The organism is Streptomyces sp. CA-146814, from assembly GCF_050942385.1.
Taxonomy (GTDB): domain Bacteria; phylum Actinomycetota; class Actinomycetes; order Streptomycetales; family Streptomycetaceae; genus Streptomyces.
Map to the genome: position 1 here is coordinate 6,562,039 of NZ_CP192068.1, position 21,421 is coordinate 6,583,459.

Here is a 21,421-nt window from a genome sequence, read left to right on the forward strand (position 1 = left end):
CCCTCCGGGGTACCGGCCGCCCGCGCTCACCGCGTCACGGTCAGGAGAGCAGCTCCACCTCCGCGAGCGTCGCCGCACCCGTCAGCACCAGCCGGTACTTGGTGTACGAGCCCGGCCTGTCCACCGAGAAGGCCCGGGTCTGCTTGTCCCAGGCGAACGACTGGCCCGAGCGGCGGTCCAGGTCCTTCCAGCTCTTCCCGTCCGACGAACCCTGGAGCGTCCAGCCCGTCGGGGCCTTGTCCGCCGCGGCCGACGTCAGCGTGTACTGGAGCGCCTTGGTGGACGCGGCCACCGGCAGCTCGACCGACTCCGCCTCCGCCGAGGTGGCCGAGCTGTTGTCGAACAGCGCGCCGTCACCCTTCAGCACATCGCCCTTCGGCGCCGGGGCCCGGTCGTCCTTCTGGATGGAGACCGGCGCCGCGTCCTTGCCCGTGCCCCAGGCCGACGGCTTCGGGCCCATGTCGAACTCCAGCGTGCCGCCCTTGGCCAGGACGTCGTGGGGGAGCGCGGTGGAGGTCCACTTCTTGCCGTTGACCTTCACGCCCTGCACGTAGATGTTCTTGTCGCTGTTCTTCGGGGCCTTGACGGTCAGCTTGCGGCCGTTGTCCATGCGGACGGTGACCTTCTTGAAGAGCGGCGAGCCGATCGCGTACTCCCCGCTGCCCATCACCAGCGGATAGAAGCCGAGCGAGGAGAAGAGGTACCAGGCCGACTGCTCGCCGTTGTCCTCGTCGCCGTGGATGCCCTGCCCGATCTCGCTGCCGACGTAGAGGCGGTCCAGCACCTCGCGGACCTTCTCCTGCGTCTTGTACGGCTGCGAGGCCGCGTTGTACATGTACGTGGCGTGGTGGGCGACCTGGTTGCTGTGGCCGTACTGGCCCATCCGTACGTCACGCGCCTCGGTCATCTCGTGGATGACCCCGCCGTAGCTGCCGACGAACTCCGGGCCCGCCGTCTCCGGCGTCGAGAAGTACGTGTCCAGCTTCTTGCCGAGCCCCGCGCGGCCGCCGTACAGGTTGGCCAGGCCCCGGCTGTCCTGCGGGGCGGTGAAGGCGTAGCCCCAGCCGTTGGTCTCGGTGTAGTCGTAGCCCCAGACGCGGGGGTCGTACTGGTCGGAGGGGAGGCGCCAGTCGCCGTTCGGCTTCTTGCCCTGGAAGAAGCCCGCCTTCTCGTCGAAGAGCTTGACGTACTTCTGCGCCCGGTTGAGGAAGTAGGCCGACTCCTCCTTGTACCGCGCCTTCTTCGTCTTCTTGTAGAGCTCCTCGCCCATGCGCGCGATGCCGTAGTCGTTGAGGTATCCCTCCAGCGACCAGGACAGTCCCTCGTGCGTCGCGGTGTTGGCGTACCCGGTGAAGACCGAGGTCTCCATGCCCTTGCGGCCGACGCCGGAGGACGGCGGGGCCACCGTGGCGTTCTTGACCGCCGCGTCGTACGCCGCCTCCGCGTCGAACTTGACGCCCTTGACGTACGCGTCGGCGAAGGCCACGTCCGAGCTGGTGCCGGTCATCAGGTCCGCGTAGCCGGGGGAGGACCAGCGGGAGGTCCAGCCGCCGTCCTTGTAGTGCTGCACGAAACCGTCGACCAGCTCGCCGGCCTTCTTCGGAGAGAAGAAGGAGTAGGCGGGCCAGGTCGTCCGGTAGGTGTCCCAGAAGCCGTTGTTGACGTACACCTTGCCGTCGACGATCTTCGCGCCGGTCTGCGTCGGGGTGTCCGTGCCGGTCGGCTTGGAGAAGGGGCTCGCGTACTTGATCTTCCCGTCGACCTTCTCGTGGCCGGAGTTCGGGTAGAGGTAGAGGCGGTAGAGGCTGGAGTAGAGCGAGGTGAGCTGGTCCTCGTTGGCGCCCTCGACCTCGATCGTCCGCAGGATGTCGTCCCAGGCCGACTGCGCCTTACGCTGCACCTTCTCGAAGGAGGTGGAGGCCGGGATCTCCATCGCCAGGTTCTTCTTCGCCTGGTCGACGCCGATCAGCGAGGTGGCCAGGCGCAGGTTGACCGTGCGGTCCTTGCCCGCGTCGAAGCGGAAGAAGCCGGTGACGTCGTCGCCGCCTCCGCCCTTCAGCCTGCCGCTGTCCGTCACCGGCGCGTCGAAGACGCCGTACACGAACATGCGGGTCGCGCCGGTGGACAGGCCGCTCTTGACGTCCGTGTAGCCGGAGAAGGAGCGGTTCTCCGGGTCCAGGGTCAGACCGCCGGCGTTCGACACGTTGTCGAAGACCAGGCTGGCGTCCTTGCCGGGGTAGGTGAACCGCATCCGCGCCGCGTGGTCGGTCGGCGCGATCTCGGCCTTGAGACCGTTCTCGAACGTGACGCCGTAGTAGTGCGGCTTCGCGACCTCGTTCTCGTGCCGGAACGGCAACGCGCGGGCCGTACGGGCGGCGTCCGGAGTGCCGGCGGCGGCCGACGGCATCACCTGGAAGGTCTGCCGGTCGCCCATCCACGGGCTCGGCTCATGGCTGGCGCTGAAGGCCTGGAGCGTCGGGAGGTTGTCCGCGTTGTTGCCCCGGTGGTAGTCGTACAGCCAGCTCAGCGAACCGGCGTTGGTGACCGGCGTCCAGAAGTTGAAGCCGTGCGGGACGGCGGTGGCCGGAATGTTGTTGCCGCGCGAGTAGCCGCCGGAGGAGTTGGTGCCGCGCGTGGTCAGCGCGTAGTCCGACAGGTGCGCCTTGCGCTTCTCCGGCTTCTTCGGCTCGATCACGATGTCGTCGACCCAGCCCTGGAACTTCGCCGGGCCCTTGGCGGAGTCGTACGCCACCAGGATCCGGTCGACCGTCCTGCCCGCCGCGACCGTGCCGATGCGCGAGGAGACCTTGTTCCACTGGTTGACGTAGAGGCGCTTGGCGTCGCCCTGGCCTTGCGGCGTCAGCAGCCCGCCGTGGCTGTCGGTGGCCTTCAGCTCGCTCAGGTACGTGCCGTCGGTGAAGGCGAGGTCCACCGCGATGTGCGTGGCCGGGTAGTTGAGGTCCGTCTCGCCCATCTGCGGATAGACGAGGTAGGAGAGCTGGGTGTCCTTGGTGACGGCCGTGTTCACGTCGAAGACCTTGTTGTACGCGTACGCCCGGCCGTCCGGCTTGTGCGTACCGGCGTAGCGCAGTGCCTTCTTTCCGGTGAATCCCGCGCCCGCCTTCGCGGTCGGCGAGCCGGAGGGGCCGCGGTCGGGCTGGCTGCGCATCTCGTCGGGGACGGGCGCGGAGGTGTCACCGTTCGAGAACTGAACGTCGGCGAGCTGGAGGATGTCCGACGAGCCGTTGTTGGCGGTGATCTCCAGCCGGAAGTGCCGGTAGGCGGTGTCGGAGGCGAAATCGTACGACTTGATCTGGTGCCGCTTCTCGAACGTCTCGCCGGTGCGCTTGTCGAGGTCGGTCCACTCCTTGCCGTCGGCCGAGCCCTTGAGCGTCCAGTCCTTCGGGTCGCGCGGGGCGTGGTCGTTGGCGGAGGTGAGCGCGTACGTCACCACCTTGACCGGCTCGTCCAGGTCGAACTCGACCCAGCCGGTCTTCGCGAACGCCAGCCACTTGGAGGCCGGTTCGACGTCGACCAGGTTCTCCTTGACCTCGCCGCCCGCGGTGTTCTCGGCGCTGGCGCGGACCTCGGTCACCCTGTCGGTGACATTGCCCGGAATCCCGGCGGAGAAGCCGCCGTCGACGCCCGACGAACGGTCGGTGCCGTCCGGGCCCTCCTCTGCCGTGTTGCGCCAGTCCGGCTGCTTCTCGTCCGCCTCGAAGGAGGAGCGGAACGTCCGTTCGCCGGACGGCTTCTGCGGCGCCCCGGACGGGCCGGCGACGGCGGCCGTGGGGGCCGCGAGGGCCAGGGCGAGTGATGCCGCGATGACGGCGGCCGTGCGGCTCCGTCTCGTACGGGCGGCGCTGCTGAAGACCTTCCCAGCGCCATGGTGGAGACCTCGTGGTGGCTGCATACCGAGCCATTCCTCCCCGGAGCGTGCTTGGACAACGTTGTCATAGCGGGATGCAAGGTCCAGTAGGGAGCCAAGTGACAGGACGTGTCAAGGGTGTTGCCGCAAGGGCGGGGAGCGAATCGGTTGTAAGGGGAGAAAGCCGCCCCGGGGTGAGGGCGTGCGGTGCCGAGGAGTCCGCGAGGTCTCAACTCGGGAAAGACTGGTCTCCCAACGTGCATTCGATCTTGCTCAGTTGGCGCCAAGTGGACTATACCTGTCGCCATCCGCGCAGCCGTTTCCCACGGATGCGCATACGGGGAACAGGGGGCGGGGGCGAGGGCGTCGTGGACGCCTTGGCTGTACGGTTCTCCGACCACCCCACTCCGCCGGTTCTTTTCTCCGGTACACCTGCATATCTGCACCACCCAAGCGCAACTGACCGCGGTGGCGGGGCCCTTCGCCTGAGGCGAGTTTTCGACGGGTGACCGGTACACCGCCTGAGTCCTGGAGAAGGCGAGGACTTGAGCATGGGATCCACCTCCGCTCACAACAACGAGGGCCTTGGCCGTCGCGACCTGATCAAGCGTTCTGCCGCACTCGGCCTGATCGCCGTCCCGACGATGAGCTTCCTGTCCGCCTGCGCGAGCGGCGGTGGCGACAGCGAGGACAACAAGGTCGAAAAGGGCGAGAAGAGCGAGAAGAACCCGCTGGCCGTCAACGGCAGCGCACCGCTGGAGATCGTCATCTTCGACGGCGGGTTCGGCACCAAGTACGCCGAGGACGCCCGGGACGTCTACAAGAAGACCTACCCCGAGGCGCAGGTCAAGTTCTCGGCGACGCAGAAGATCCAGTCGGTCCTCCAGCCGCGCTTCAACGGCGGCACTCCGCCGGACCTGATCGACAACTCCGGTGCCCAGCAGATGGACATGGGCGTCCTGGTCGGCAAGAAGCAGCTCACCGACCTGACCCCGCTGCTGGACGCGCCCTCCATCGACGACCCCGCCAAGACGGTCCGCGACACGCTGCGGCCCGGCATCGTCGAGATGGGCCAGTTCGACGGCGACCCGGTCTGGATCATGTACTACGCGTACACGGTCTACGGCGTCTGGTACTCCCAGACCGCGCTGGACAAGCTCGACGCCACGTACCCGGAGAACTGGGACGACATGCTCGCGCTCTGCGCGAAGGCGAAGAAGCAGGGCATCGCCGGCTGGACCTACCCCGGCAAGCACCCCTACTACATCCCGTTCTCGCTCTACCCGTTCATCGGGAAGATCGGCGGCGTCGATGTCCTCGACGCCATCGACAACCTGGAGCCGAAGGCCTGGGAGCACCCGGCGGTCAAGGCGGCCTTCGAGGCGTACTACGAGCTGTACGCCAAGGGCTACATCCTCAAGGGCACCCCGGGCCTGGACCACCGCGGTTCGCAGGGCGCCTGGGCCCGCGGCAAGGCGCTGTTCATCCCGAACGGCTCCTGGGTCGAGAACGAGGAGGCGGCGATCATCCCCAAGGACTTCAAGCTGTCCGTGGGCGCGCCCTCCTCCCTCGACTCCTCGGACAAGCTGCCGTTCGGCACCATCTGGGCCTCCGGCGGCGAGCCGTTCATCGTCCCGTCCAAGGCGAAGAACCCGGCGGGCGGCATGGAGCAGCTGCGCATCATGCTCAGCGAGGCCTCCTCCAAGTCCTTCACCAGCAACACCAAGTCGCTCTCCGCCTTCAACGGCGGCACCGACGGCATCGAGCTCTCCGACGGCCTGAAGTCCGGTGTCGCGGCCCTGGAGAAGGCGGGCACCAATGTGGTCAACCCGCGCCTGCAGGACTGGTACGTGAAGCTCCAGAAGGAGCAGATCGGTGTCGCCGCGCTCGGCGAGATGATGGCCGGCCGCGCCACCCCGGCCGAGACCATCAAGAAGATCCAGGCCTTCGCCGACGCGACCGCCAAGGACCAGTCCATCAAGCACTTCAGGCACCAGTGATCACGCGTCACCAGCGGCGGCAGCTCGGGGAAGGTCGGAGTCGGTAACGATGCAACACGGTAAATACCGGTTCATAGTCGGGTTCTTGGTGGTCCCGATGGCGTTGTACGTCATCTTCGTCATCTGGCCCTTCATCCAGTCCATCTACTACTCGTTCACGGACTGGACGGGTCTGAGCCCCGACTTCAAGATGGTCGGGTTCGACAACTACACCAAGATGCTCGACGACGACATCTTCTGGAAATCGCTCCAGCACAGTGTGCTGCTGGCGGTTCTGCTGCCGCTGGTGACGCTGGGCCTCGCGCTCTTCTTCGCCTTCATGCTCAACGTGGGCGGCCGGCGCCGTAAGGGCGCCGCCATCGCGGGCGTCCGGGGTTCGGGCTTCTACAAGATCGCCTACTTCTTCCCGCAGGTGCTCTCGATCGCCATCGTGGCCATCCTGTTCCAGTTCGCCTTCGACCCGGCCCAGGGCATGATCAACGGCACGCTCAAGGCCGTCGGCTTCGACGACGTCCCCGACTGGCTCGGCGACCCGGACCTGGCCCTGTGGGTCATCATGGGGGTCCTCGTCTGGTGCACCGTCGGCTTCTTCGTGGTGCTGTTCTCCGCGGGCATGGCCTCCATCCCCAAGGACTTCTACGAGGCGGCCCTGCTGGACGGTGCGAGCCGCTTCACGACCTTCTTCCGGATCACGCTGCCCCTGCTGTGGGACACGGTCCAGTCCGGCTGGGTCTACATGGGCATCCTGGCGCTCGGCGCCGAGGGCTTCGCCATCGTCCACATCATGAGCGTCGGCCCCGGCGGGCCCGACTACTCGACCACCGTCCTGCCGCTGTACGTCTACCAGTCGGCGTTCCGTGACGGACAGGCGGGCTACGCGACCACGATCGGTGTCGCCCTGCTCATCGTGACCCTGGCGTTCGCCGCCATCGTCATGCGGGTGGGCCGGCGCGAGCGGCTGGAGTTCTGATGAAGACCACTGACACCCCCGCGTCCGGCTCCGGCGTCTCCAAGGTGCCCGCCCAGCGCACCGGTACGGCCCCCACGGGCTCGTCCGCCCCCGCGAAGAAGAGCGAGGGCCAGGTCCTCAACGTCTTCTCGCACGGGGTGCTCGTCCTGTGGGCGATCATGGTCGTGCTGCCGCTGTTCTGGGCGGTGATGTCCTCGTTCAAGACCGACTCGGACATCTTCAACACCCCCTGGTCGCTGCCGAGCTCGCTGAGCTTCGACGCCTGGGGCCGGGCCTGGAGCCAGGCCCATATGAGCGAGTACTTCCTCAACACCATCCTGGTGGTGGGCGGGTCGCTCATCGGCACCCTGGTCCTCGGCTCGATGGCCGCCTATGTGCTCGCGCGCTTCGAGTTCCCGGGCAACCGCTTCATTTACTTCTTGTTCGTCGGTGGCATGAGCTTCCCCATCATGCTGGCGCTGGTCCCGCTGTTCTACGTCATGGACAACATGGGGCTGCTGAACACGATCCACGGCCTGATCCTCGTGTACATCGCGTACTCGCTGCCGTTCACCGTGTTCTTCCTGACCTCGTTCTTCCGTACGCTGCCGACGTCGGTGGCGGAGGCGTCGATCATCGACGGCGCCTCGCACACCCGGACGTTCTTCCAGGTGATGCTGCCGATGGCCAAGCCCGGCCTGATCAGCGTCGGCATCTTCAACTTCCTGGGGCAGTGGAACCAGTACATGCTGCCGACGGTGCTCAACACCGACCCGGAGAAGCGGGTGCTGGCCCAGGGCCTGGTGGAGCTGGCCTCCAGCCAGGGGTACAAGGGCGACTACTCCGGCCTCTTCGCCGGCCTGGTGATCGCGATGCTGCCGGTGCTGGCGGCGTACATCATCTTCCAGCGCCAGGTCGTCTCCGGTCTGACGGCGGGCGCGCTCAAGTAGGTCACGCGTACGCGTAAGAAGGTCACGTATCCACAACGGCCCGGTGCCCCGGCGGAGTCTCTCCGCCGGGGCACCGGGCCGTTGTGCGGTGCGCGGGTGCTCAGGTCTTGACGGAAGGCACCCCCGAACGGTCAGCTTAGAGTTCACATGTTGGAGGAAGCCGGGGTGTCATCGCTGCCGCCCCGGCCGGGGCGGTCCTCTTCGGGCCGCCCGCCAAGGGCAGGAGTGGATGAGTCGATGGAGACTCCCGGGTCGCAGACATCGCTGCACAGGGCCAATCTGGAGCGGGTCGTACGCGCCGTACGGATGGCGGGGTCGCTCACCCAGGCGGAGATCGCCCGGAGCACCGGGCTCTCCGCCGCCACGGTCTCCAATATCGTCCGGGAGCTGAAGGACGGCGGAACGGTCGAGGTGACGCCCACCTCGGCGGGCGGCCGCCGGGCCCGCAGCGTCTCGCTCAGCGGCGACGCGGGCATCGTCATCGGCGTCGACTTCGGCCACACCCACCTGCGGGTCGCCGTCGGCAACCTGGCCCACCAGGTGCTGGCCGAGGAGTCCGAGCCGCTGGACGTCGACGCGTCCTCGGCGGAGGGGTTCGACCGGGCCGAAGTGCTGGTCAACCGGCTGATCGCGGCGACCGGGATCGGCCCGGACAAGATCATCGGCGTGGGGCTCGGCGTGCCGGGGCCCATCGACGTCGAGTCCGGAACGCTGGGCTCCACCTCGATCCTGCCGGGCTGGACCGGCATCAACCCGAGCGAGGAGCTCTCCGGCCGCCTGGGCGTCCCGGTGTACGTCGACAACGACGCCAACCTCGGAGCGCTCGGCGAGCTGGTGTGGGGGAGCGGGCGGGGCGTCAAGGACCTCGCGTACATCAAGGTCGCCAGCGGCGTCGGCGCCGGTCTGGTGATCGACGGGACCATCTACCGGGGCCCCGGCGGCACGGCCGGCGAGATCGGGCACATCACGCTCGACGAGTCGGGCCCGGTCTGCCGCTGCGGCAACCGCGGCTGCCTGGAGACCTTCACCGCCGCGCGGTACGTGCTGCCGCTGCTCCAGCCCAGCCACGGCCCCGGGCTCACCATGGAGCGGGTGGTCCAGTTGGCCCGCGAGGGCGATCCGGGGTGCCGCCGGGTGATCGGTGACGTCGGCCGCCACATAGGCAGCGGTGTCGCCAACCTGTGCAACCTGCTCAACCCCAGCCGGGTCGTGCTCGGCGGCTCGCTGGCGGAGGCCGGGGAGCTGGTCCTGGGGCCCATACGGGACTCCGTGTCGCGTTACGCGATCCCCAGCGCGGCCCGGCAGCTCTCGGTGCTCCCGGGGGCCCTGGGCGGCCGTGCCGAGGTGCTGGGCGCCCTGGCCCTCGTGCTGAGCGAGATGGGGGATTCAACCCTTTTGGAGAGCACCCTCCCCGCAGCGACTCCTGCCTTCACTTAGATAACGAATGGCACCGTTGTCATCTCGTTAAGGATTTACTCCTTGACGCTGGCGCTGCGGCCGAGTTGACTTCCAGCCACCTCGGCCGCAACGTCGCGGCCTCGTCAGGGAGGTTCGAGAATGAACACGCGTATGCGTCGTGCCGCCGTTGCCGTTGCCGCCACCACGATGGCGATCTCGCTGGCCGCTTGCGGGAGTGCCAAGGAGTCCGGCGACAAGGCCGAGCAGGGCTCGGAGAAGAAGGGCGACGACCTGAAGATAGGTCTGCTCCTCCCCGAGAACCAGACGGCCCGTTACGAGAAGTTCGACCGCCCGATCATCGAGAAGAAGATCGGCGAGCTCACCGACGGCAAGGCGAAGGTCATCTACGCCAACGCCAAGCAGGATGCGAACACGCAGTCGCAGCAGGTCGACACCATGATCACCAACAAGGTCGACGCCCTCATCGTGGGCTCGGTCGACTCCAAGGCGATCGCCAACAGCGTCAAGAAGGCGAAGGACGCGGGCATCCCCGTCGTCGCCTTCGACCGCCTCGCCGAGGGCCCCATCGACGCCTACACCTCCTTCGACAACGAAGAGGTCGGCCGGGCCCAGGGCAAGGCCCTGCTGGAGGCCCTGGGCGACAAGGCCGACGGCGGCACGATCGTGATGATGAACGGTGCGATCACCGACCCGAACGCCGCGCTCTTCAAGAAGGGCGCCAAGTCCGTCCTCGACGGCAAGGTGAAGTACGGCAAGGAGTACGACACCAAGGAGTGGAAGCCGGAGAACGCCAACGCCAACATGGAAGCGGCGATCACCGCGCTCGGCAAGGACAAGATCGACGGCGTCTACTCCGCCAACGACGGCATGGCGGGCGGCATCATCACCGCCCTCAAGGCCGCCGGTCTGCCGAAGCTCCCCCCGGTCACCGGCCAGGACGCCGAGCTGGCGGGCGTGCAGCGCATCGTCACCGGTGAGCAGTTCATGAGCGTCTACAAGTCCTACCCGGCCGAGGGCATCGTCGCCGCGGAGATGGCCGTCGCCCTCGCCAAGGGCGAGAAGCTCGACTCCATCGCCACCTCGAAGGTCGACAGCGCCACCACGAAGGGCATCCCGACGGTCCTCGTCCCGGTCATCTCGCTGACCCAGGAGAACATCAAGGACACCGTCGTCAAGGACGGCATCTGGACGCTGGACGAGATCTGCGCGGGCAAGTACAAGGCCTCCTGCGACAAGATCGGCCTGAAGTAGGCCCCAGGGTGTGTCCGGCGGACCAGGGCCGGACACACCCCGGGAGCGTCCCGCCGGCCACGGCCGGAGAGGGCGCCCCCGCCGTACCGCCCGACGCGTCCTCGCGAAGGCACCACGGCACCCCTGCCGCGCACGCGCCCGCCGCACACCGGCCCGCGCGCGCCACGAAGCCTGTCCGGCGTCCCGCCCACCAACCGTCCCGCTACCGGGCGGGGCGCCGGACGGAACGCTTCCCCCTGTTTCTGTTCTTCTGCTCGACCGCCGCGCCTTCCCCCGGGCGCGGCATCCCCCGCCGGTCAGGCGGCGAAGGAGATGGTTCACGTGACCGCTACGCCCGTGTTGGCGTTGCGAGGGGTCTCCAAGCGATTCGGTGCCGTCCAGGTACTCACCGATGTAGAGCTTGAGGTCCACGCCGGTGAGGTGGTCGCCCTGGTGGGCGACAACGGTGCCGGTAAATCAACGCTGGTCAAGACGATCGCCGGAGTGCACCCCATCGATGAGGGAGTCATCGAGTGGGAGGGCAGGGCGGTCCAGATCGACAAGCCGCACGACGCCCAGAACCTCGGCGTCGCGACCGTCTATCAGGACCTCGCGCTCTGCGACAACATCGATGTCGTCGGCAACCTCTACCTGGGCCGGGAGCTGCGCAGGTTCGGCATCCTGGACGAGGTGGAGATGGAGCGCCGCTCCCGCGAGCTGCTCTCCACGCTCTCCATCCGGATCCCGAGCGTCCGCATCCCGATCGCCTCGCTCTCCGGCGGCCAGCGCCAGACGGTGGCCATCGCCCGGTCGATGCTCGGTGAGCCCAAGCTCGTCATCCTCGACGAGCCGACCGCCGCCCTCGGCGTCGAGCAGACCGCCCAGGTCCTCGACCTCGTCGAGCGGCTGCGCGAGCGTGGCCACGCGGTCATCCTCATCAGCCACAACATGGCCGATGTGAAGGCCGTCGCCGACAAGGTCGCCGTGCTCCGGCTGGGCCGGAACAACGGGGTCTTCGATGTGAAGACCACCTCCCAGGAAGAGATCATCTCCGCCATCACGGGCGCCACGGACAACGCCGTGACCCGACGTGCGGCGCGCAACGCGGAGGTTTCCAAGTGACCACCGACAAGTCCGCCACCTCGCTGGACAAGGCCGACGCCCCGGCGGACGCCCCCCAGGTAGGCAACCCGGACGCGGCCGAGGGCGCCGCCACGGTCGTCGACCCCCGCCTGCTCATCCGTGAGCAGGGCTTCGCCGGCTACCTCACCGAGTTCAAGCGCAAGATCAGCGGTGGCGACCTGGGCTCGATCCCGGTCGTCGTCGGCCTGGCGATCATCGCCATCGTCTTCCAGAGCATGAACTCCGAGTTCCTCTCCGCGAAGAACATCAGCGACATCGCCACCACGATGGTCGCCACCGGCATGATGGCCGTCGGCATCATCTTCGTCCTGCTGCTCGGCGAGATCGACCTCTCGGTCGGCTCCGTCTCCGGCGTCTCCGGTGCCCTGGTCGCGGTGCTCAGCGTCACCCAGGGCATGAACGAGTGGCTGGCGATCCTCATCGCCATCGTCAGCGGCGCCGTGATGGGCGCGATCCACGGCTTCTTCTTCGCCCGGATCGGCGCACCCGCCTTCGCCGTCACCCTGGCCGGCCTGCTGTTCTGGCTCGGCTTCATGCTCCAGCTGCTCGGCGACTCCGGCACCATCAACCTGGACGGCGACGGGGTGGTCGGCAAGCTGACCACGTACTACTTCTCCGACGTCGCCGCCGCCTACGGGCTCGCCGCGATCGCGGTCATCGGCTACTTCGCCGCCGCCTTCCTGGACACCCGCCGCCGTGAGGCCGCGGGCATCCCGTCCCGGCCGATCACCGACATCGCCGTGCGCACCGGCGTCCTCGCGGTGTTCGCGTTCGCCGCGGCGTACATGTTCAACCAGTACCGCGGCCTGCCGCTCGCCCTGGTCCTCTTCCTGATCGTCCTGGTCGGTACGGACTTCCTGCTGCGCCGCACGGCCTACGGGCGGAAGATCTTCGCGCTCGGCGGCAGCGTCGAGGCCTCCCGGCGTGCCGGTATCAACGTCACCGCGATCCGGATCTCCGTCTTCTCCATCGCCGGGACGTTCGCGGCGATCGGCGGCCTGTTCTGGGCCTCCAAGATCGCGGCGGCCAACCAGGGCTCCGGCACCGGCGACCTGCTGATGAACGTCATCGCGGCGGCCGTGATCGGCGGCACCAGCCTCTTCGGCGGCCGCGGCCGCACCTGGAACGCGCTGCTCGGTGTCATGGTCATCGTCTCCATCCAGTACGGGCTGTCGCTGGAGGGCATCGCCACGCCGATCCAGTACATGGTCACCGGCGCCGTGCTCCTCGCCACGGTCGTCATCGACTCCGTCACCCGTAAGACCCAGAAGACCGCAGGCCGCGCCTGACCCGCGGATCCGCGCAGGTGCCCGGCGCCCCGAGGGGGGCGGCCGGGCACCTGCGCATGTCCGGGTCCGGCTACGAACAGGGCCGCCCGCTGCCCACGTCCGGTAGCGGAACATTAGACTCATCGGATCGGCACGCTCGATCAGCTCAAACGCAAGGAGGCACGGGTGGATCTGCTGACCCGCATCAAGGGACCGCGCGACCTGGACCGGCTCAGCCTCGACGAGCTCGACCAGCTCGCGGAGGAGATCCGCACCTTCCTCGTCGACGCGGTGTCCAAGACCGGCGGACACCTCGGCCCCAACCTGGGCGTGGTGGAGCTCACGATCGCCCTGCACCGGGTCTTCGAGTCGCCCCGCGACAAGGTGCTCTGGGACACCGGCCACCAGGCCTACGTCCACAAGCTGCTCACCGGCCGCCAGGACTTCTCCCGCCTGAAGATGAAGGGCGGCCTCTCCGGCTACCCCTCCCGCGCCGAGTCCGACCACGACGTCATCGAGAACAGCCATGCCTCCGGGGTCCTCGGCTGGGCCGACGGCATGGCCAAGGCGAACGAGGTCCTGAAGAAGGACGACCACGTCGTCGCGGTCATCGGCGACGGCGCGCTCACCGGCGGCATGGCCTGGGAGGCGCTGAACAACATCGCCGCCGCCAAGGACCGCCCGCTGGTCATCGTCGTCAACGACAACGAGCGCTCGTACGCTCCGACCATCGGCGGCCTGGCCAACCACCTCGCCACGCTCCGTACCACCGACGGTTACGAGCGGGTCCTGGCCCGCGGCAAGGACATCCTGGAGCGCACGCCCGTCGTCGGCCGTCCGCTCTACGAGACGCTGCACGGCGCCAAGAAGGGCCTCAAGGACTTCATCGCCCCGCAGGGCATGTTCGAGGACCTCGGCCTGAAGTACGTCGGCCCCATCGACGGTCACGACATCGAGGCCCTGGAGTCCGCGCTCCAGCGCGCCAAGCGCTTCGGCGGCCCGGTCATCGTGCACTGCCTCACCCAGAAGGGCCGCGGCTACACCCCGGCCCTGGAGGACGAGGCCGACCGCTTCCACGCCGTCGGCAAGATCCACCCGGACACCGGTCTGCCGATCTCCACCTCCGGCCTCGACTGGACCTCGGTCTTCGGCGAGGAGATGGTCAAGCTCGGCCAGGAGCGCGAGGACATCGTCGCGATCACCGCGGCCATGCTCCAGCCGGTCGGCCTCGGCAAGTTCGAGGAGGCCTTCCCGGACCGGATCTACGACGTCGGCATCGCCGAGCAGCACGGCGCGGTCTCCGCGGCGGGCCTGGCCACCGGCGGCCTCCACCCGGTCTTCGCGGTCTACGCCACCTTCCTCAACCGCGCCTTCGACCAGGTCCTGATGGACGTGGCCCTGCACAAGTGCGGCGTCACCTTCGTCCTGGACCGGGCCGGCGTCACCGGCACCGACGGTGCCTCGCACAACGGCATGTGGGACATGTCGATCCTCCAGTGCGTGCCCACGCTCCGCATCGCCGCCCCGCGCGACGCCGACCAGGTCCGCGCCCAGCTGCGCGAGGCCGTCGCCGTCGACGACGCGCCGACCGTGGTCCGCTTCTCCAAGGGCGCGGTCGGCCCGGCGGTCAAGGCCGTCGGCCGGGCCGGAGGCATGGACATCCTGCGCGAGCCGAAGGCCGCCCGCCCGGACGTCCTGGTCGTCTCGGTCGGCGCGCTCGCCCCGATGTGCCTGGAGATCGCCGACCTGCTGGACGCCCAGGGCATCTCCTCCACCGTCGTCGACCCGCGCTGGGTCAAACCGGTGGACGAGGCCCTCGCCCCGCTCGCCGAGCGCCACCGCGTCGTCGTCACCGTCGAGGACAACAGCCGCGCCGGAGGCGTCGGTTCCGCTGTCGCCCAGGCGCTGCGGGACGCCGGTGTCGACGTACCGCTGCGTGACTTCGGCATCCCGCCGGTCTTCCTCGACCACGCCTCGCGCGGCGAGGTCATGGCCGAGATCGGACTGACCGCGCCGGACATCGCCCGCCAGGTCACCGGCCTGGTCGCCAAGCTCGACGGCCGGTTCGAGAGCCGAGCGGTGGAGCCCGCCCGCGACTGACCTGTACTGACCTGTACTGACCTGTTCTCGGGCTGATGGGCCGGGAAGACGACCCCTGTCCGGGTGGTTCTCCCGGCCCATTCGCATGAAACGGGCCAACTGGCGTGTTCCTACGCTTTTCGGTCCGCATCATGGCGTTCACAACGAGTGCGTGGAGGTACGCAGGTGAGCGCGCAGGTCACACCACCCCGCGGAAAAAAAGGCATGTTCCGCACCAAATCCGTCGAACAGTCGATCCGCGACACCGAAGAGCCGGAACACGGGCTCAAGAAGTCCCTCTCCGCCCTTGACCTGACGGTTTTCGGCGTCGGCGTCATCATCGGCACCGGCATCTTCGTCCTCACCGGCCAGGTGGCCAAGGAGACGGCGGGCCCCGCCACCGCGATCGCCTTCGTCGTCGCGGGCGTCGTCTGCGGTCTCGCCGCGCTCTGCTACGCGGAGTTCGCCTCCACCGTCCCGGTGGCCGGATCCGCGTACACCTTCTCCTACGCCTCACTCGGTGAGCTGGTGGCCTGGATCATCGGCTGGGACCTGGTGCTGGAGTTCGCGCTCGGCACCGCGGTGGTCGCCGTCGGCTGGTCCGGATACATCCGGTCCCTGATGGACAACGCCGGCTGGGCACTGCCCGACGTGCTCTCGGGGACGGACGTGGCGGAAGGATTCGGCTTCGACATCCTGGCCTTCGCCCTGGTGCTGGTGCTGACCGTCATCCTGGTGGTCGGCATGAAGCTCTCCGCCCGGGTCACCTCGGTCGTGGTGGCGATCAAGGTCGGCGTGGTCCTCATGGTGATCATCGCCGGCCTCTTCTTCATCAAGGCCGAGAACTACAAGCCGTTCATCCCGCCGGCCGAGGGGCAGGAGTCGGGCGGCGGCTGGGACGCCCCGCTGGTGCAGCTGATGTTCGGCTACGAACCGACCAACTTCGGCGTGATGGGCATCTTCACCGCCGCCTCCATCGTGTTCTTCGCGTTCATCGGCTTCGACGTGGTCGCCACCGCCGCCGAGGAGACCAAGCTGCCCCAGCGCGACATGCCGCGCGGCATCCTCGGCTCGCTCATCATCTGCACGGTCCTCTACGTGGCGGTCTCGATCGTGGTCACCGGCATGCAGAACTACAAGGACCTGTCCGTCAGCGCCCCGCTCGCCGATGCCTTCAAGGCCTCCGGGCACCCGTTCTACGCCGGTCTGATCAGCTTCGGCGCGGCGGTCGGTCTCACCACGGTCTGCATGATCCTGCTGCTCGGCCAGACCCGGGTCTTCTTCGCGATGAGCCGCGACGGCCTGCTCCCGCGCTTCTTCTCCAAGACCCACCCGCGCTTCCACACCCCGTACCGTCCGACGATCCTGCTCGGTGTGCTGATCGCGATCATCGCCGGGTTCACCAGCATCGAAGAGCTGGCGACCCTGGTGAACATCGGCACGCTGTTCGCGTTCGTCGTCGTCGCCCTCGGTGTGCTGGTCCTGCGCCGCACCCGCCCGGACCTGCCCCGAGCCTTCCGCACCCCGCTGGTCCCGCTGCTCCCGATCGTCTCCGTTGCGGCGTCGGTCTGGCTGATGCTCAATCTGCCGGTGGAGACCTGGGTGCGTTTCGGCGCCTGGATGGTGCTCGGCGTGATCATCTACTTCGTCTACGGACGCACCCACAGCCGGATGGCCAAGGAGGAGCGCCAGGGGCTGTCCGGCGGATCAGGGCCGGACACCCGCTAGGACGGGCGCTCCTGGTCCGGAGCCGGCCGTACCGTACGGGGTCCGACGCACCGGGCCCCGTACGCCTCGACCCGCTGCCGCAGGCCGCGGTCGGCGGTGACGACGACGCAGCCGCGCTCCGGGGCGGCGGCCGACGCGAGTTCGGCGATCAGGTCGTCGCCGCTGCCCGGGGCCGCGGCGATCTCCACCCCGGGCACGGACCCGACGCCCCGCGCGGCCCCTTCCACGACGAGCACGATCTCGACGGGCCCGGGCAGTCCCGGCAGCCCCTCCGCCGCGTACGGGACCAGCGAGTCGCGCAGCCGTTCCGCCGCCCCGCGCCGGTCCCGCCACCAGCCGTCGGGCACGGAGCCGACCACGTTGGCCGCGTCCACGATCACCATTACCGCCGCGTCGTCGCTCATCCCGGCAGGGTGTCACGGGACGGCGGGCGTGATGGGCCGTCAGCCGCCGGTGGCGGGTGACTTCTTCGCTTCCTCGGGGATCGCGGTGTCCTCGCGGATCGCCTTCCACAGCTGACCGGCCCGCGGCTCGGCGGCTACCACGCGGTTCGGGTCGGTCTTGTCGTACGCCACCGGCAGCATGATCGTCTCCATCGAGGCCGGGTCGACGCCGTTCATCGAACGGGCGAACTCCGCCAGCGAGGTGAGCGAGGCGAGCCCCGAGTCGGTGGTGAGCGACTTGGTGGCCGAGTTGGCGATCTTGTACGAGCTGGCCGGACTGCCCAGCAAGTCCTGCGACTTGACCTCGCTCAGCAGGGCGATCAGGAACTGCTGCTGGAGTCCGATGCGGCCGAGGTCGCTGCCGTCGCCGATGCCGTGCCGGGTCCGGACGTACGCGAGGGACTCGGTGCCGTCCAGCTTCTGCGGACCGGCGGTGAGGTGGAGCCCCGACGCCTTGTCGTCGATGTCCTGCGGCACGTCGACGGTGACGCCGCCGATGGCGTCGACCAGGTCCTTGAACCCGGCGAAGTTGATCTCCAGGTAGTGGTCGATGCGAACGCCGGACATCTTCTCCACCGTCTTCACCACACAGGCCGGTCCGGCCTGCGCGTAGACGGAGTTGAACATGACGCGCTCCTTGGCCGGCACGGTCGATCCGCCGTCCGCGGCGCACTCGGGCCGGGTCACCAGGGTGTCGCGCGGTATGGAGACGGCGACGGCCTTCGAGCGGCCCTCGGGTATGTGCACCACCAGCGCGGTGTCGGAGCGGGCACCGCCGATGCTCCCGCCGCCGCCCAGCTCCTCGTTCTCCGCCCCGGCCCGCGAGTCCGAGCCCAGGACCAGCAGGTTCTGCCCGCTGGTCGGGAGCTTCTCCGGACGGTCCTCGCCGAGCGCCTTGTCGATGTCGACGCCCTTGATGTTGCCGTCGAGCCGGTTGAAGAGCCAGTAGGCGGTACCGCCGGCCGCGAGCAGCAGGACGAGCAGGACACCGAGGGTGATCTTCAGGCCGCGGTGCCGCTTGCGCGGTTTCGCCGCGCGTCGGGAGGCGCGGGCGCCCGGAGTCGTGACGTCGTTGCTCATCCTGTTTCGAGTCCTAGGTGTCGCGGCCCCGTGGGGCTGTGGCGGGTGGACTCGGGTGGGGGGAGGAGCCGGTCCGGCAATCGTGGTGCGTAGAACTATAGACAATGCGTCGAGCGTCCGTGCGAGTGTTGGGTGACGCGGCACCGTACCGGAGCACCGACTGTCCGGGCCGGCGTGCGAACTCCGTAGGACAAAACGCTGAAACTATGATGGGCTCGCCCCTTCCCGAAGGGCGGGCCGCCGGACGGCCTTCCGAGACGGGCCGAGAATCACCAGAAGGCGACCTCACACATGCCGGTCAGATCAGCACGCTCCGCCCGGAGTACCGCCTCCCTGCCGAGCGGCTCCGAAAGTCAGGGCGGACATGCCGCCGACGCCACGGTCGAGGGGCGGTGGCTGCTGCTCGGGTCGGGCGGGAGGCTCGCCGCGTACGCGTGGAACCGGGAAGGCGTGCTCCGCTGGACCGAGGACCGGCCGGGCGGTTCCACCTGGTCGGGGCCCGACCTCTTTCCGGTGCCCGGGCTGACGCACCTCTCCGTCGCGCAGGGCGCCGACGGCTATGTGCACTTCATCGGCCGCCGGTCGGTGCCGAAGCCGGACGGCGTTCCCGCCGTGGACCTGGTCCACGCCACCCAGTACCAGTCGGGACGCCCGCTCACCGCCTGGCGCTCGCTCGGCAACCCGCACAAGGACCGGGAGAAGGCCGCGCAGTTCGGCGTGCCGGCGGGCGCGGTCGACGACGCGGGCACCCTGTACATCCTGGTGCGCAACGCCGGACGGGGGCTGATGCTCCGCCGCGAGGACAAGAACGGCAAGTGGGAGGCCTGGCGGGATCTGAAGGGCAGCATGTTCCAGGACGCGCCCGCCGTGGTGGCCGCGGCCTCGGGCCGGATCGAGGTCCTGATCCCGGGGGAGGAGGGGGCCGGGCGGTGGGTGCAGTCGGAGCCGCGCAAGCTTCCGGAGCGTGCGGAGGACATTCCGGTGGCCATCGTTCCCGGCAGCGCGGTGGCCCTGGAGACCGCACCGGACCGCGCCACCTACTACTGGACCGATCCGGAGTCCGGCTCCGTCGTCGCCCACCGCCCGGGCGGCTGGGTGATCCCGCTCGGCGGCTCTCCCTCGGGACCGGTCGCGGTGATACGCGCGATGCTGGACGACTACGACTGCACGGTCCTGGCCCACTGCGACTCCGAGGGCAACGTCATGCTCGCGGCCTGCGGGACCGAGAACGAGAGCGCCGGCCTGTGGTGGTCGCCCACCGGCGAGCGGGGCACGGGCACGCCGGGGCTGGCGCTGGACGCCCACGGCAGAGTGGTCATCGCCGCGCTCGCTCCCGACGGGAGCCTCAGGGTCGCCCGTCAGAACGACGAGCCCGGTCTGGCGATGGGCCCTTCGGTCCGCGTCTGAGGCGACACGGTCCGTGTTGACAGAAAGCGTACAGACAGTGAAGATGTGCCTGACCTGTGAAAGTTTATTGTTCATGTGAATGTGGTCGTCTGTTTCCGTGGAACGACTCCACGGAAACGGGCCGGGGGCAGCACGGCAGGCCGGTCCACCGGCCCGTCGCTGGGGGAGAACGAGGAATCATGGCTGTGCGGTCGCACCGTTGGGTCCTGGAAAGGCACGAGGGGTGACCACTATTCCCGGCCCCGCCGCGTTCGCGGCGAGGGGGACCGCCATGCCCGGCGCCCCCGTGACCATCCCGCCGCAGCCGCGCAACGACGCCCCGGACCCGGCCCCTTCGGCCGACCCGGCCGACGACGTCTACGTCATACCGGCCCTGACACCGCTCGCCGCCCGGGAGGCCAACCGCTCCGCGGTCACCGCCCTGCTGGACACGGCCGGCATCCCGCACTTCGCCGTACGCGGCACATCGGACCACGGCACGGTCGTCGCCGTAGCGGAGGACGACCGCGACCGGGTGCTCAACCTTCTCTTCCGGGGCCTGGGCCAGTTCCCCGGGCACATCAGCGCCGAGCAGCCCGAGCAGGTCCGTCCGGCGCGCCCGCTCTCCTCCCGTGACGCCAAGGCGTGGCGCGACGTCAGGACCGCGGCCGCCCTCCACGTGAGCTGGACCCGCGCCGACCCCGGCCACCACCTCGTGCTCGGTCATGAGTACGGCTGCGCCATCGAGTTCTGGCGCCGGCAGGGCAGCCACCTCGTCGCGCCCCGGGCCAACCGCGTCACCTGGGCCGTAGCCGAGCAGGGCGGCAACGTGCTCGGCGCCGCCCGCCTCTTCAGCCGGTTCATCTCGGAGTGGACCCGCCCCGGCTCCACGCCCGCGCTCGCCACCCGCCCGGAGTTCCTGGTCGAGTCGGCCGACGAGATCACCTTCCCGGTGGACGCCGTCTACACCTGGGTCGACGGCGACGACCCCGCCTGGAAGCAGCGCAAGGCCTCGGCCAAAGGTGAGGTCTACCACGCGGAATCGGCGAGCGACGCCCGCTTCATCAGCCGGGACGAGCTGCGCTACTCCGTACGCTCCCTGCACCTCTTCGCGCCGTGGATCCGCACCATCTACATAGCCACCGACGACCAGGTCCCCGCCTGGATGCGTGAGGACGTGCCCGGCATCCAGGTGGTGAGCCACCGCGAGATCTTCCGCGACCCCACCGACCTGCCGACCTTCAACTCGCACTCGATCGAGAGCCAGCTGCACCACATCGACGGCCTCTCCGAGCACTTCCTGTACTTCAACGACGACATGTTCATCGGCCGGCCGGTGACGCCGTACTCCTTCTTCACCCCCGGCGGGGTCGCGCGCTACTTCCCGTCCCGCAACCGCATCCCGCAGGGCCCGGTCGTCGAGACCGACACCCCGGTCGACGCGGCCTGCAAGAACAACCGGGCCCTCCTGCAGAGACGCTTCGGCCGGGTCATCACCCAGCCCATGGAGCACATCCCGTACGCGTTGCGGCGCAGCGCGATCGAGGAGGCCGAAGCGGACTTCCCGCAGGCCTGGGCCCGCACCTCGGCCAGCAGATTCCGCGCGATGACCGATCTCTCACCGACATCGTCGTTCGCGGTCTACTACGCGGCCCTCACCGGCCGCGCACAGCCGTCCTCCATGCCCTTCACCTACTTGCAGCTGGCCGTACCCGATCTCGCCGACCGGCTGCAGAGACTCCTCGACGGGCGCAACCAGGACTCCTTCTGTCTCAACGACGCCTTCTCCACCCCGGAGGACATCGAGGCCCAGCAGGAACTCCTCGACGGTTTCCTCAACGGCTACTTCCCCACCCCCAGTCCCTACGAGCGATGAAA

General features: G+C 68.8%; 14 protein-coding genes. 11 read left to right on the forward strand and 3 right to left on the reverse strand.

Annotated elements, in window-relative coordinates:
* Nucleotides 1–40: 40 nt before the first annotated feature.
* Complete coding sequence (locus tag ACQP09_RS29105) at nt 41–3,913, reverse strand: GH92 family glycosyl hydrolase (protein WP_433404966.1); 3,873 nt, start codon at nt 3,911–3,913, stop codon at nt 41–43.
* 506 nt (nt 3,914–4,419) lie between these two features.
* Between ACQP09_RS29105 and ngcE the strand changes: the two genes are divergently transcribed.
* From ngcE to ACQP09_RS29150, 9 genes are all read left to right on the forward strand, one after another.
* Nucleotides 4,420–5,868, forward strand: coding sequence for an N-acetylglucosamine/diacetylchitobiose ABC transporter substrate-binding protein (ngcE, locus tag ACQP09_RS29110; RefSeq protein WP_433404969.1), 1,449 nt, complete (start codon nt 4,420–4,422; stop codon nt 5,866–5,868).
* A gap of 49 nt (nt 5,869–5,917) precedes the next feature.
* Nucleotides 5,918–6,838, forward strand: coding sequence for a carbohydrate ABC transporter permease (locus ACQP09_RS29115; RefSeq protein WP_433404971.1), 921 nt, complete (start codon nt 5,918–5,920; stop codon nt 6,836–6,838).
* A complete protein-coding gene (locus ACQP09_RS29120) occupies nt 6,838–7,767 on the forward strand; it encodes a carbohydrate ABC transporter permease (protein ID WP_433404974.1) in 930 nt (309 codons plus the stop codon). Before ACQP09_RS29115 ends, ACQP09_RS29120 begins: the two co-directional genes overlap by 1 nt.
* A gap of 237 nt (nt 7,768–8,004) precedes the next feature.
* The gene (locus ACQP09_RS29125) at nt 8,005–9,204 is read left to right on the forward strand and encodes an ROK family transcriptional regulator (RefSeq protein ID WP_432152554.1); all 1,200 of its coding nucleotides are present in this window, start codon (nt 8,005–8,007) and stop codon (nt 9,202–9,204) included.
* A 120-nt stretch (nt 9,205–9,324) separates the two neighbouring features.
* On the forward strand, nt 9,325–10,437 hold the full coding sequence (locus tag ACQP09_RS29130) for a sugar ABC transporter substrate-binding protein (RefSeq protein ID WP_433404977.1): 1,113 nt from the start codon (nt 9,325–9,327) through the stop codon (nt 10,435–10,437).
* A 312-nt stretch (nt 10,438–10,749) separates the two neighbouring features.
* Nucleotides 10,750–11,538, forward strand: coding sequence for an ATP-binding cassette domain-containing protein (locus ACQP09_RS29135; protein WP_355868765.1), 789 nt, complete (start codon nt 10,750–10,752; stop codon nt 11,536–11,538).
* Nucleotides 11,535–12,848, forward strand: coding sequence for a sugar ABC transporter permease (locus tag ACQP09_RS29140; RefSeq protein ID WP_433404980.1), 1,314 nt, complete (start codon nt 11,535–11,537; stop codon nt 12,846–12,848). The genes ACQP09_RS29135 and ACQP09_RS29140 overlap by 4 nt, the downstream gene beginning before the upstream one ends.
* A gap of 165 nt (nt 12,849–13,013) precedes the next feature.
* Nucleotides 13,014–14,927: a 1-deoxy-D-xylulose-5-phosphate synthase gene (gene dxs / locus ACQP09_RS29145; RefSeq protein ID WP_433404982.1), complete on the forward strand. Its 1,914-nt coding sequence runs from the start codon at nt 13,014–13,016 to the stop codon at nt 14,925–14,927.
* A 204-nt stretch (nt 14,928–15,131) separates the two neighbouring features.
* Nucleotides 15,132–16,634 carry an amino acid permease gene (locus ACQP09_RS29150; protein ID WP_109981157.1) on the forward strand — a complete coding sequence of 501 codons (1,503 nt, stop codon included), beginning with the start codon at nt 15,132–15,134 and terminating at the stop codon, nt 16,632–16,634.
* Here ACQP09_RS29150 and ACQP09_RS29155 read toward each other — a convergent pair.
* Both ACQP09_RS29155 and ACQP09_RS29160 read right to left on the reverse strand, forming a co-directional pair.
* Complete coding sequence (locus ACQP09_RS29155) at nt 16,631–17,038, reverse strand: NTP pyrophosphohydrolase (protein WP_433404984.1); 408 nt, start codon at nt 17,036–17,038, stop codon at nt 16,631–16,633. The two genes, ACQP09_RS29150 and ACQP09_RS29155, sit on opposite strands and share 4 nt — an antisense overlap.
* 39 nt (nt 17,039–17,077) lie before the next feature.
* Nucleotides 17,078–18,157: an LCP family protein gene (locus ACQP09_RS29160; RefSeq protein WP_433404986.1), complete on the reverse strand. Its 1,080-nt coding sequence runs from the start codon at nt 18,155–18,157 to the stop codon at nt 17,078–17,080.
* A gap of 291 nt (nt 18,158–18,448) precedes the next feature.
* Here ACQP09_RS29160 and ACQP09_RS29165 point away from each other — a divergent pair, with 291 nt between their 5' ends.
* The gene (locus ACQP09_RS29165) at nt 18,449–19,564 is read left to right on the forward strand and encodes a hypothetical protein (protein ID WP_433404989.1); all 1,116 of its coding nucleotides are present in this window, start codon (nt 18,449–18,451) and stop codon (nt 19,562–19,564) included.
* Between the two features lie 271 nt (nt 19,565–19,835).
* A complete protein-coding gene (locus ACQP09_RS29170) occupies nt 19,836–21,419 on the forward strand; it encodes a stealth family protein (protein ID WP_433404992.1) in 1,584 nt (527 codons plus the stop codon).
* Nucleotides 21,420–21,421: the final 2 nt, after the last annotated feature.

Bases quoted from the DNA above. Each gene is read 5' to 3' on its own strand.
- ACQP09_RS29105 (WP_433404966.1), bottom strand. From the start codon at position 3,913: ATGCAGCCACCACGAGGTCTCCACCATGGCGCTGGGAAGGTCTTCAGC.
- ngcE (WP_433404969.1), top strand. From the start codon at position 4,420: ATGGGATCCACCTCCGCTCACAACAACGAGGGCCTTGGCCGTCGCGAC.
- ACQP09_RS29115 (WP_433404971.1), top strand. From the start codon at position 5,918: ATGCAACACGGTAAATACCGGTTCATAGTCGGGTTCTTGGTGGTCCCG.
- ACQP09_RS29120 (WP_433404974.1), top strand. From the start codon at position 6,838: ATGAAGACCACTGACACCCCCGCGTCCGGCTCCGGCGTCTCCAAGGTG.
- ACQP09_RS29125 (WP_432152554.1), top strand. From the start codon at position 8,005: ATGGAGACTCCCGGGTCGCAGACATCGCTGCACAGGGCCAATCTGGAG.
- ACQP09_RS29130 (WP_433404977.1), top strand. From the start codon at position 9,325: ATGAACACGCGTATGCGTCGTGCCGCCGTTGCCGTTGCCGCCACCACG.
- ACQP09_RS29135 (WP_355868765.1), top strand. From the start codon at position 10,750: ATGGTTCACGTGACCGCTACGCCCGTGTTGGCGTTGCGAGGGGTCTCC.
- ACQP09_RS29150 (WP_109981157.1), top strand. From the start codon at position 15,132: ATGTTCCGCACCAAATCCGTCGAACAGTCGATCCGCGACACCGAAGAG.
- ACQP09_RS29155 (WP_433404984.1), bottom strand. From the start codon at position 17,038: ATGAGCGACGACGCGGCGGTAATGGTGATCGTGGACGCGGCCAACGTG.
- ACQP09_RS29160 (WP_433404986.1), bottom strand. From the start codon at position 18,157: ATGAGCAACGACGTCACGACTCCGGGCGCCCGCGCCTCCCGACGCGCG.
- ACQP09_RS29165 (WP_433404989.1), top strand. From the start codon at position 18,449: ATGCCGGTCAGATCAGCACGCTCCGCCCGGAGTACCGCCTCCCTGCCG.
- ACQP09_RS29170 (WP_433404992.1), top strand. From the start codon at position 19,836: ATGCCCGGCGCCCCCGTGACCATCCCGCCGCAGCCGCGCAACGACGCC.